Here is an 11,938-nt window from a genome sequence, read left to right on the forward strand (position 1 = left end):
TCACGCAACCAACCGTAACGACAGCCAATCAACCGGATGAGCCGGTTATCACGGATACGGCAGTAACTGGCACCAAGCCGGCAACCGGATTGGTGGTCACGCAACCAACCGTAACGACAGCCAATCAACCGGGTGAACCGGTTGTGGCGGATACGACAGTAACTGGCACCAAGNCGNCAACCNAATCNGTNATCANGCAACCAACCGTAACGACAGCCAATCAACCGGATGAGCCGGTTATCACGGATACGGCAGTAACTGGCACCAAGCCGGCAACCGGATTGGTGGTCACGCAACCAACCGTAACGACAGCCAATCAACCGGGTGAACCGGTTGTGGCGGATACGACAGTAACTGGCACCAAGNCGNCAACCNAATCNGTNATCANGCAACCAACCGTAACGACAGCCAATCAACCGGATGAGCCGGTTATCACGGATACGGCAGTAACTGGCACCAAACCGTCAACCGGATCGGTAGTTACACAGCCGACAGTAACGACAGCTAGTCAACCAACTGAAACAGTTATCCCACTAACAACTAGTTCAAATACTACACTAACAATTAGTTCGAATACCACATTGAGTACTGGTTCGAATACCACACTGAGTACCGGTTCGAATACCACACTGAATACCGGTTCTAATACCACACTGAATACCGGTTCGAACACCACACTGAATTCGGGTTCGAATACGTCGTTGAATACCTTAGCGAATACAACACCAACTGTTGCACCGGCTACGGCTAATAATTCTGTTCTTACTTTAGATGATAATGAAATAGATATCCTGCCTCATTACTCTATGTGAGGAGGTGGGATGATGACTTGATACAGAGCAATAATGAGTAATGATATATCAAAATAGCTACCTTTATATGGTGTTCATTGACAATAAAGGTCGCTGATTTACTTAGTACCGTCACTATGTTATTTGATATTAAATTGTTCCCTGAGTGTCGTAATTGTCAACGGCAAAACAATGTGTTGTTAGGAATTAATTTGCCGTCAACCCTACAACAAATCGAGAAAATATAACTAAAATTGGAAAAAATAAAAAAATAAGCATAAATTTAATAAATAATTTATTTTTTCAATATTTATTGAAGGGGGGATGATTATGACGGTAATCCAAGGGGCACATACCTATTTTAAACAGAATGGGACTGTATTAATATCATCATCATCATCATCATCATCATCTCAATCCCTACCACCTTTTCAAGTCTCAGATCTATCGCAATGGGTAAATAATGCTTTGCGTGAAAATATACGTGGCAAAGATAAAATCAAAAAGTGGAAAGATTCTTATGATATCGATCAAGCCGCTCAACAAATAATACGTCAACATGCTACCTGGAATAGTGAGCATCAGATTGGGCAAGCCGCAGCGGTTACTTATTCTTTTAGCCGATGGCATGAGTATTATAATGCTTACTACCAACTAACAGAATACCAGCAGTTGCAGGCAAAATTGCACTGGATAGCTGGGCTGATGTGGCTAATATCACTTTTACTGAAGATGCCACGCAAACAACAAATATTAATTTTGGTAATTTTCACAGCATTAAAGGTCAGGCATTTGCTTATTTACCTGATAGTGGGCCACTTGCAGGGCAATGCTGGTTTAATGCGCAAAATCATGAAAATTTAGCTCCTTATCCGGGAAATTACGGTAGATTAGTACTTGTACATGAAATAGGTCATGCAATAGGGCTTTCCCACCCGGGTGACTACAATGCAGCATCAATTAATCAGCAAACCCAGACACTTGGCTGGAATGCCAATGCCCAAGAAGAGTTTGGTTATGCAAACAACGCGCCATATGAAGAAGATAGTCGTCAATTTAGTGTCATGAGTTACTGGCCAGAAAACAATACTGGAGGTTATTTTTATGGTTCTTATGCTTCGGCGCCGCTTATCGATGATATTGCTGCGGCTCAAGCGCTGTATGGCGCGAATATGCGTACACGAACTGGCGATGATGTCTATGGCTTCAATTCAACTACCAATAAAGATTGGTACACAATTAGCGACCCACGTATCGGTTGTATTTTCTCGGTATGGGACGCAGGTGGTAATGATACATTAGATTTTTCTGGTTACTCTCATCAGCAACTTATTAATTTAAATTCGGGTACATTTTCAAATGTGGGTGGATGGATAAAGAATGTCTCAATCGCTAAAAATACGGTTATTGAAAACGCGCTCGGTGGTTATGGGCAAGACACTATAATTGGTAATAGTGTCGATAATATAATTAAAGGTGGTGCTGGCGAAGATATTATTTATGGCGGTTTAGGGCAAGACATACTTTGGGGTAGAGATGAAACAGTAAGGCAGATGATAGCAACGAATAATCGTTCTGCCAATCCGTCTTCGTTTTACAGTTATTATACTGATAAGGTAGAAAATAGTGACCAGCAAACGCATTCCTCACCATTGAGAACTGGCCCAGCAGAAAGAAATACTTTTGTTTATCTGTCGTTTGAAGATTCAACCTTGAGTGGATCTGATAGGATCATGGATTTTCAAACAGGAGAAGATAAAATTGACCTGTCTTATCTGAATAAAAAGTTGTATGATAACTCTAATGGTCAAAGTTCCCTTACTTTTGTTAATGAATTTAACGGCCAACCAGGACAAATAAAAATCACTTACGAACCTAGCAGTCAATGGAGTAGGGTGCTACTCACTGTAAATAATGATGATATAGCTGATTTCGCTATTGATGTTTATGGTTATATTAATCCTCTCACTGACTTTATCTTACATCAATAGAGCGCTTATTTGTTATAGGCGCAAAAGTCGGTTATTAGCAACTTGTTCACTCTATTGTTTATCAACATAACTAAGATAAAATTATTTCTCTATTTAACAACATGATGGTTTATCTTTATCAAGCAAACAGAGCCGGCTTGCCGGCTCTATTAAATGCTTTTAAAATTATTAGTCCGCGATTGCGGCAACAATTTTGATTTCAATTTTATATTTAGGATTCATTAAAATAGCTTGCACTGTACAGCGAACAGGCGCTTTACCCGGTACAACCCAGCTATCCCAGACTTGGTTCATGCCAGCCAAATCAGCTTTATCAGCGAGAAAGATAGTTGCATCAAGGATATTGCTTTTATTTGAACCGACGCGGGTTAAAATGTTATCGATAGCCTGCAAAGCACTGGTTGTTTGCTGAAGAATATCACCCTCAAGATTTTCAGGAACACTAGTGTAATAGAGGATATTGTTAAATAGAGTAGCTTCTGACCAGCGATTTTCTGGATCAATATATTGAATAGACATCATTGTTCCTGATTTTTTAAACATAAAGTCATTGCTATATTGTCTACTAAAATCTATTTTTTGTCATGGTATGCGTTTATTTATTTAATAATGAAGAGTGCTAAGTGGGCTTTTATTACCACTAACCTAGCCATCAGTAAAATATTTTAGCTAATTTAAATAATGAGATTAAAGTGTTAGACGATTTTTCTATTAAAGGCCCACTGTTTGATGTCATACCTGGCTTTCGACCACGTGATGCGCAAATTGAAATGGCTCGTGCTATTACGACGGCAATTCAATCTCAACAGGCGCTTGTGGTTGAAGCAGGTACAGGAACGGGTAAAACTTATGCTTATTTAGTACCGGCCTTACGTTCTAATAAAAAAGTTGTGATCTCAACCGGTTCAAAAACTCTCCAGGATCAACTTTATTATCGTGATTTACCGATTATTAAAGCTGCTTTAGCCTACTCAGGTCATGTTGCTTTATTAAAAGGGCGTGCTAATTATTTGTGTTTAGAGCGGCTTGAACAGCAAACATTAGCAGGAGAACAACTTGCTGCTGAAATGATTGCAGAGATTGTACGCCTACGTCGTTGGGCAATAGAAACTGAGGATGGTGATATAAGTAATTGTCATCAGGTAGCAGAGGACAGCGCTGTTTGGCCATTGGTAACCAGCACTAATGATAACTGTATCGGTAGCCATTGCCCCTATTATCAGCGTTGTTTTGTACTTAAGTCACGCAAAAAAGCGTTAGAAGCCGATGTGGTGGTTATTAATCATCATCTATTTATGGCGGACAAGGTCGTAAAAGATACTGGATTTGGTGAGTTAATTCCGACATCAGAGGTAATTATTTTTGATGAGGCGCATCAGATCCCTGATATTGCCAGTCAATATTTTGGCCAACAGCTTAGCAGCCGCCAATTATTTGAACTTGCTCGTGATATTATCCTAGTTTATCGAACGGAAATTCGTGATCAGATACAATTACAAAAGTGCGCTGATAGTATTAGCCAGGCTACTTTAGATTTTCGATTAACATTAGGTGAAAATGGATTTAGGGGTGATTTACAACAATTACTTAATCAACAGTCAGTTAGTAGTGCGTTGCAGCGTCTTGAGGATGCGTTGGAATTTAGCTACGAAGTGATAAAACTGTCGCTGGGTCGTTCTGCCGCTTTAGATGCTATTTTTGATCGAACCACAACTTATCGTAATCGTTTAAATCGGTTAAAAGAGACAACTATCCCCGGCTTTAGTTATTGGTTTGAAAGTTTTGGCCGTCATTTTTTATTAGCATTGACCCCCTTAACGGTGGCGGATAAATTTCATGACATGATAACGACGGAAAAAGGGAGCTGGATCTTTACTTCTGCTACACTAGCAGTCAGTGATAAATTAAGCTATTTTAGCCAACGTTTAGGATTGGAAAAAGCCAATAGTTTAATCTTACCGAGTCCATTTGACTATCAGAGCCAAACATTACTTTGTGTGCCGCGTTATTTGCCAGATATTAATCAGGCTGACTTTGCTGAGCAATTAGTTGTTATGCTAAAGCCAGTTATTGAGCATAATCAAGGGCGTTGTTTCTTTTTATGTACTTCACTTAACATGATGCGTGAATTAACAGCCATGTTTCGTGAATGTTTGAGCTTACCTGTTTTGATGCAGGGAGAGACCAGTAAAGCCCGATTGTTGACCCAATTTACCGCAGCAGGTAATGCATTGTTGATAGCCACCAACAGTTTTTGGCAAGGGGTTGATGTTAAAGGTGACGCTCTCTCTTGTGTCATTATCGATAGATTACCCTTCACATCGCCAGATGAACCATTATTGCGAGCGCGTATGCAAGATTGTCAACTACATGGTGGCAATGCGTTTTATGATGTTCAATTACCTGATGCGGTGCTTAATTTAAAGCAAGGGATTGGCCGGCTAGTACGTGATGTTAATGATTCTGGAGTGATTATTATTTGTGATAACCGATTAGTATCGCGACCTTATGGTGAAATTTTTTTGAATAGTTTACCACCCTCGCCTAGAACGCGTAGTTTGCAAGCGGCAATTAACTTTTTAGCAAAAGCGCCATCAACTAATTAAATAAATAGTGCCATTAACATATAGCTTTTTTCTTGCTAACACCATTTTATTCAACAAAATATGTTAGTATTAGCAATTATTTAGTCATGAAAATAGCCAGGATATAAAGTATGGCAACCCATATATTAGCGATTGATACGGCCACTGAAGCGTGTTCTGTCGCACTGTGGAACGATGGTGAAATTTTTACTCAATTTGCCGTTTCACCGCGGGAACACACCAGAAAAATATTGCCAATGGTAGAACAGTGTCTCATTGATGCACATCTGGATTTACGAGATATCGATGTTTTAGCTTTTGGCCGTGGGCCAGGTAGTTTTACCGGTGTCCGGATTGCGGTAGGTATTGCTCAGGGTTTGGCCTTTGGGGCTGATTTGCCTATGGTAGGTATTTCTTCTTTATTAACTATGGCGCAAGGCGCTTATCGTCAATCAGGGGCAAAAAAAGTATTGGTAGCGATAGATGCAAGAATGGGAGAAATTTATTCTGCTTGCTATGAACTTAAACCAGATGGTGATTGGCAAGGCGAAGAGACGGAAGCGGTACTAAAACCAGAACAGTTTTTAGCCAAAATAAATAGCTTAAGTGGGCAGTGGGCTATTGCCGGGACAGGTTGGTCAGCCTATCCTATATTAAGAATGACAAATTTAAATATATTGGAAAGTGGTATTTGTTTACCTGATGCGCAAGATATGTTGCTTTTAGCCTTACAAGCGTGGCAAAAAGGTAAAACAGTTCAGGTTGAAGAAGCCCAGCCGGTTTATTTACGTAATGAAGTTAGTTGGAAAAAGTTACCCGGTCGTTGATAGTTGTTTTAAATTATTATGCCGTTTTAAGAGGTGGTTGATGAAAATAAAGTTAAACTACCAGGTTGCCACAAAGGTTGCTCTGTTGGCTGGTGTTGTTTTATTAACTGGGTGTGTATCAATTCCTGCTTCAATTAAAGGAAGCACGCAAACACCAGTTGAAAATTTATCAGCAGTGCGCGAGGCTCCTGAGCTTTATATTGGTCAAGAAGGGCGCTTTGGCGGTAAGGTGATCTCAGTTTTAAATAGTAACAACCAAACTCGGCTTGAGATTGCAGTAATGCCATTGAGTAAATATGACGCGGCACCAAGATTAAATACACCATCGGTTGGACGTATATATGCATATATCGGTCGTTTTTTAGAGCCATCCGATTTTAACGGGCGCTATATTACGGTCGTTGGAACTATTACTGGCATTGAAGCTGGAAAAATTGATTTAGTTTCCTATCAGTATGTCAAAATTGCAGTATCAGGTTATCAACGCTGGAATCAAATGCAATCAGTTGTATTACCACCTTCAGGTTGGGGATATGGATCGCCATGGTATCCAAATTATCCTAATTCGCCTTATTATTGGAATTGGGGTCCTTGGGGTTATCCTGTTGGTGAGGCTGAAATACGCACTTATCTAACCGAATAATTGTTATTTTTATCAATTAGGCAGGGTAAATATGGCAAAATATTTACCCTGATTAATTTTTATGCTGAGCAAAATTATGCCGTGCTATAAAGAGTGGTTGTGCATTAAAATGATAAAAGGCAGCTAGCTTTTTCGAGCAAAAGCAGAGCAGTTTATAATTAATATTATATATAATTATTTTGCTAACCTTTATAATTATTTGAAAACTAATCAAAACATAGCAGTTGATAAGTTAGCTTAGTTTAAACTTATTCGAGATTTGAAATTAAATAGTGATACATATCTCAGCATTAACATAGAACGGTTCTCAAACTAGTATGCTGAGTTAGTATTTTGTTAACAAATTAATTTTTGTCGGTACTTCACTTAGTTTCAAATCAGGAGTATTACAGTGGAAAAAATCTGGCTAAAAAATTATCCATCTGATGTTCCGGCAGAAATAGAACCGGTATCGGAAACATCATTAGCAGACTTATTAGAGAATATGGTTACGCAATATGCTGATCGCCCAGCTTTTATTAATATGGGTGAAATAATGACCTATCGTAAATTGGAAGAACGTAGTCGAGCGTTTGCGGCCTATTTACAAAATGGTCTCGGTCTGCAAAAAGGCGATCGGGTAGCGCTTATGCTACCCAATTTATTACAGTATCCGGTTGCACTTTTTGGTATTTTACGTGCAGGAATGGTTGTTGTTAATGTTAATCCGCTTTATACCCCAAGAGAATTAGAACATCAGCTCAATGATAGTGAAGCCATTGCAATTGTTATTGTATCAAATTTTGCCCATACGTTAGAGAAAGTAGTTTTTAATACGCAAATTAAACATGTTATTCTAACCCGTTTAGGCGATCAACTTTCTCGGTCAAAAGCAACAATTGTTGATTTTGTTGTTAAATATATAAAACGTTTGGTACCTAAATATTATTTGCCACAAGCGATCTCTTTTCGCCGTGTTATGCAATTGGGCTATCGTATGCAATATGTGAAGCCCGAAATTTCTGGTGAAGATTTAGCTTTTCTCCAGTATACCGGCGGAACCACGGGTGCAGCGAAAGGGGCAATGCTTACCCATTATAATATGTTGGCAAATGTTGAGCAGGGCAAAGCAACTTACCTGCCGGCTATGCAGTTAGGTAAAGAAATTATTGTGACGGCGTTGCCGCTATATCATATTTTTGCCTTAACCGTAAATTGTTTATTGTTTGTAAAGATTGGCGGTACAAATTTATTGATCACTAATCCACGAGATATTCCAGCAACCGTTAAAGAACTTGCTCGCTATCCTTTTACAGGTATTACAGGCGTTAATACATTATTTAATGCCTGGTTAAGTAATGAAGAATTTAGAAAGCTTGATTTTTCTCATTTGCATGTTTCTATTGGTGGTGGAATGCCGGTACATAAGGCAGTAGCAGAAGAGTGGCAACAAATAACGGGTAAGTGTTTACTGGAGGGTTATGGTTTAACTGAGTGCTCACCATTAGTAACGGTCAATCCATACAATTTAAAGCGATATAATGGTAGTATTGGCTTTCCTATGCCTTCAACTGATGTTAAGTTTGTTGATGACAAGGGTAATGAAGTTGCAATAGGCCAGCCAGGCGAGATATTGGTACGAGGTCCTCAAGTCATGAAGGGTTACTGGCGCACCCCCATTATGACTAACGAAGTGCTGCAGGATGGTTGGTTAGCGACCGGTGATATTGCGACAATTGATGAAAAAGGTTTTATTAAAATTGTTGATCGCAAAAAAGATATGATCTTGGTTTCTGGTTTTAATGTTTATCCGAGTGAAATTGAAGAAGTTATCTCTAATCATCCAAAGGTCATTGAAAATGCAGCCATTGGCGTGGTAGATGAACATACAGGTGAAGCAGTAAAGGTCTTTGTGGTATCAAGTGATCCGAATTTGACTGCCGATGATTTAAAAATTTATTGTCGTCAATATTTGACTGCCTATAAGGTACCTAAATTTTTTGAATTTCGTAGTACTGAATTACCCAAATCGAATGTAGGTAAAATACTAAGGCGACAATTAAGAGAAGAAGAGCAGAAAAAATATAAAAATTCCTCAGAAAATCATCAAGTAACACAGCCATTAGAACGTTAATTTAACTAATCAAATAAACAACATCGGTTGCTGGTGAGCTAAACCGGTGTTGTAAAAAATAATCATAAAGAGAAGATGTTTTGAATTATCAGTTGATTACGACAGATGCTCAACTTAAAGAAGTTTGTCAAGCAGCATCGAAAGCTAACAAAATAGCACTTGATACAGAATTTGTTCGGGTAAAAACTTACTATCCACAGCTTGGTCTTATTCAGTTATATGATGGTGAGCAAGTTTCATTAATTGATCCTATTGCCATTACTAATTTGGATCCATTTAAAAATTTATTAACCGATGGCAAAGTTACTAAAATCTTACATGCGGGTAGTGAGGACATAGAAGTATTTTTTCATCATTTGGCTTGTGTTCCCCAGCCGATGTTAGATACACAGATTATGGCGGCATTTGTTGGCCATCCAATTTCAACCGGGTTTGCTAGCTTAGTAAATGAATATTTGACTATTGCATTAGATAAGAGTGAGTCACGGACAGACTGGCTTGTTCGGCCATTGAGTGATAAACAGTGTCAATATGCGGCCGCTGATGTGTTTTTTTTATTACCTTTAGCTGAAAAACTACAACAGCTTATTGACACATTAGGTTATCTACCGGCTGCAACTGATGAATGCCAGCGTATTTTACTACGTCGGCAAGAGATATTAACCCCGGAAGATGCATATAAAAGTATCAAAAATAGTTGGCAACTGCGCGCTCAACAGCTGGCCTGTCTTAAACAATTAGCTGCCTGGCGGCTTAACCAGGCTCGTCGACGTGATTTGGCGGTTAATTTTGTTGTTAGAGAAGAGCATCTGTGGAAAATAGCGCGTTACTTACCTAATTCTTCAGCGGAACTACAGACAATAGGGTTAACTGGACAGGAGATCCGTTGTCATGGGCAGGAACTATTGCGAATCGTTAGCAAGTGTTATGACCTGGAAGAAAAAGCGTGTCCAGCGCCACTTTATCATCTTATCGATCACCCTAAATATCGAGAAGCGTTTAAGGCCATTAAAGAATTAACCAAACAAGTTGGTGAGCAACAAAAATTGAATAGTGAGTTGTTAGCCTCACGGCGTCAAATTAATCAGTTATTGGCCGTTCATTGGGGATTAAAAAAGAGCCATAATACACCAGATCTGCTTGCTGGATGGCGTGGACAGCTGCTGAATAATCCTTTAAAAAAGTTATTAGAACTATATCCTTAGTTAATTTATTCTGGCTTAGAATAAATTATAGCATGGTTATGCCTTATCTATTTAAAGTCATTTATTTTAAGATATATTTTATATGTATCTTCTTTCTTTTTAATTAAAGTGATCTAATTGTTATTGTTAAAAACAATATTATTTTATTAAGGAGAATAAAATGAAAAGGAAATTAATATTTTTATCGCTTATAACCTCATCTTTTTCTGGTTATGCTAATGATATATCTTTTCCACCACAGCAAGTAAATACTGAAGATCGACGATTAAAGGGGACTAATGAATATCATAATAAGTTGGGAACTAATATTATTATTGATAAAGATAATAAGAAAAATTTGACAGCAAGTATTATTAGTTATGAAGTCTATAGTGAAATAAATAACCTGGCACCGAATAAACGTAATGGCTATAAACCCGTTATTAATATTAATAAGGCTAATGATAAAAGGATATCACATACGGTATTTAAACAAATGGATATTGGTGAATTAGGCGTTTATTTGAATAATCTCAACTTAGCTAATCCTGCCTCAGTGATTATTACCGAGGTGAATGATACTAAGGCTAGCAAGCTTGCGGGTAAATTGGGCATATTAGGCAAAAAAGCAGTGCTTATTGTTGCTAATCCTAATGGCATTGAATGTTCGGCCTGTGGATTTACTCGCACAAATAATTTAACCTTACTGGCCGGTAATATTGCTTATAATAATGAAAATAATGCGATCATCAGTCCAGCGAAAAATAAAGCGGTGACTTTTTCAGGTAATATACCTCTTACTAATGTTGATACGGTTAATATTGTGGCAAGTAAGTATACTACTGTCAGTAAAACTAGCTTAATGGCTGATAAAAATAGTTTATAGAATTAGTAATATGCCACTTGCAATTGATTATAACAATATTGATGATAAAATGGCGCATGTCAACTTTGGTCACTATGTCCCATTTATATATTCTTTCAAAGGTGCTGAATTTAATAATCAAGAAAACAGTGTTATTAATGCAAAAAACATAAGTATGTACATATCTATGGGTTCATTTAATAATCATGGTACAATCAATAATAAGGGATTATTCTATTTTGATGTTTATGGCTCAAAAGATTCTAGTTATATTAATACAGGAAATATTTTTACTAATACCTTTGATGATCTATATTATATGGATCATAATCTAATAGAAAACAAACAAAATGGGCGATTTTACATTGAATATAAAAAATGTCGATAGTTATTTTAATTAATTAGATAGAATTTAATCAATTATTATAAAACATTTACGGTATTAAAATAATTCATTTAAATGGCTCTAAAATTTATTCCCTATCATCTTATAATGGGAATAATGCTTCTAATGACCAATGATATATTTATCTCCCCCGAATCAAGCCAAGTTGGCAAAATTACTTTAGATATTGGATCATATTTAATAACAAAACTGCATATTAATATTAATTCTTATCGCATTAGCCCATCACTATTGATGGGCACTTTGGTGTTAAAAACTGGCTATTTTGTTTTTTCGTCCATTTCCGGTAAAGTTACATTTAACTCTAAAACCGAGATATCATCATCTTTTTGCTCAAATTGTACCGTGAGCATTTCCGGATCAATTTGGACATATTTGCAGATAACCTTTAAAATATCACGTTTCATTGCAGGTAGGTAAGCCGGTCCACTGTCATTACGTCGGCGTTCGGCAACAATAATTTGTAGCCTTTCCTTGGCAATATTGGCCGTTGATTTTTTTTTCGACAGGAAAAAATCTAATAAGGCCATGTT

General features: G+C 37.7%; 11 protein-coding genes. 9 read left to right on the top strand and 2 right to left on the bottom strand.

What is annotated here, in order from left to right; genetic code table 11:
• Window positions 1-889 precede the first annotated feature (889 nt).
• Together H1X92_RS09090 and H1X92_RS09095 are read left to right on the top strand one after the other, a co-directional pair.
• Complete coding sequence (locus H1X92_RS09090) at window positions 890-1,039, top strand: hypothetical protein (protein ID WP_180559840.1); 150 nt, start codon at window positions 890-892, stop codon at window positions 1,037-1,039.
• Window positions 1,040-1,498: 459 nt separating this feature from the next.
• Complete coding sequence (locus H1X92_RS09095) at window positions 1,499-2,782, top strand: M10 family metallopeptidase C-terminal domain-containing protein (protein ID WP_180559841.1); 1,284 nt, start codon at window positions 1,499-1,501, stop codon at window positions 2,780-2,782.
• Window positions 2,783-2,950: 168 nt separating this feature from the next.
• Here the strand turns inward: H1X92_RS09095 and H1X92_RS09100 are convergent, their stop codons facing one another.
• Complete coding sequence (locus tag H1X92_RS09100; protein WP_180560070.1) at window positions 2,951-3,301, bottom strand: RidA family protein; 351 nt, start codon at window positions 3,299-3,301, stop codon at window positions 2,951-2,953.
• Window positions 3,302-3,474: 173 nt separating this feature from the next.
• Between H1X92_RS09100 and H1X92_RS09105 the strand changes: the two genes are divergently transcribed.
• The 7 genes from H1X92_RS09105 (at window position 3,475) to H1X92_RS09135 (ending at window position 11,387) form a co-directional block, all read left to right on the top strand.
• Window positions 3,475-5,388 carry an ATP-dependent DNA helicase gene (locus H1X92_RS09105; RefSeq protein ID WP_180559842.1) on the top strand — a complete coding sequence of 638 codons (1,914 nt, stop codon included), beginning with the start codon at window positions 3,475-3,477 and terminating at the stop codon, window positions 5,386-5,388.
• 110 nt (window positions 5,389-5,498) lie between these two features.
• On the top strand, window positions 5,499-6,194 hold the full coding sequence (tsaB, locus tag H1X92_RS09110) for a tRNA (adenosine(37)-N6)-threonylcarbamoyltransferase complex dimerization subunit type 1 TsaB (RefSeq protein ID WP_180559843.1): 696 nt from the start codon (window positions 5,499-5,501) through the stop codon (window positions 6,192-6,194).
• Between the two features lie 40 nt (window positions 6,195-6,234).
• Window positions 6,235-6,837, top strand: coding sequence for a Slp family lipoprotein (locus H1X92_RS09115; RefSeq protein WP_180559844.1), 603 nt, complete (start codon window positions 6,235-6,237; stop codon window positions 6,835-6,837).
• Between the two features lie 391 nt (window positions 6,838-7,228).
• Entirely contained in the window at window positions 7,229-8,950 is a 1,722-nt protein-coding gene (fadD, locus tag H1X92_RS09120; protein WP_180559845.1) for a long-chain-fatty-acid--CoA ligase FadD, read from the top strand.
• 80 nt (window positions 8,951-9,030) lie between these two features.
• Window positions 9,031-10,155 carry a ribonuclease D gene (rnd, locus tag H1X92_RS09125; protein ID WP_180559846.1) on the top strand — a complete coding sequence of 375 codons (1,125 nt, stop codon included), beginning with the start codon at window positions 9,031-9,033 and terminating at the stop codon, window positions 10,153-10,155.
• Between the two features lie 160 nt (window positions 10,156-10,315).
• Complete coding sequence (locus H1X92_RS09130) at window positions 10,316-11,020, top strand: two-partner secretion domain-containing protein (RefSeq protein WP_180559847.1); 705 nt, start codon at window positions 10,316-10,318, stop codon at window positions 11,018-11,020.
• A 10-nt stretch (window positions 11,021-11,030) separates the two neighbouring features.
• Complete coding sequence (locus tag H1X92_RS09135; RefSeq protein ID WP_180559848.1) at window positions 11,031-11,387, top strand: hypothetical protein; 357 nt, start codon at window positions 11,031-11,033, stop codon at window positions 11,385-11,387.
• Window positions 11,388-11,665: 278 nt separating this feature from the next.
• Here H1X92_RS09135 and minE read toward each other — a convergent pair whose 3' ends face one another.
• Window positions 11,666-11,935: a cell division topological specificity factor MinE gene (gene minE / locus H1X92_RS09140; protein ID WP_180559849.1), complete on the bottom strand. Its 270-nt coding sequence runs from the start codon at window positions 11,933-11,935 to the stop codon at window positions 11,666-11,668.
• Window positions 11,936-11,938: the final 3 nt, after the last annotated feature.

The organism is Arsenophonus endosymbiont of Apis mellifera, assembly GCF_903968575.1.
GTDB classification, from domain to species: Bacteria; Pseudomonadota; Gammaproteobacteria; order Enterobacterales; family Enterobacteriaceae; genus Arsenophonus; species Arsenophonus apicola.

Coding starts and splice junctions, on each gene's coding strand:
- H1X92_RS09100 (WP_180560070.1), bottom strand. CDS start 3,301: ATGTCTATTCAATATATTGATCCAGAAAATCGCTGGTCAGAAGCTACT.
- tsaB (WP_180559843.1), top strand. CDS start 5,499: ATGGCAACCCATATATTAGCGATTGATACGGCCACTGAAGCGTGTTCT.
- H1X92_RS09115 (WP_180559844.1), top strand. CDS start 6,235: ATGAAAATAAAGTTAAACTACCAGGTTGCCACAAAGGTTGCTCTGTTG.
- H1X92_RS09130 (WP_180559847.1), top strand. CDS start 10,316: ATGAAAAGGAAATTAATATTTTTATCGCTTATAACCTCATCTTTTTCT.
- H1X92_RS09135 (WP_180559848.1), top strand. CDS start 11,031: ATGCCACTTGCAATTGATTATAACAATATTGATGATAAAATGGCGCAT.
- minE (WP_180559849.1), bottom strand. CDS start 11,935: ATGGCCTTATTAGATTTTTTCCTGTCGAAAAAAAAATCAACGGCCAAT.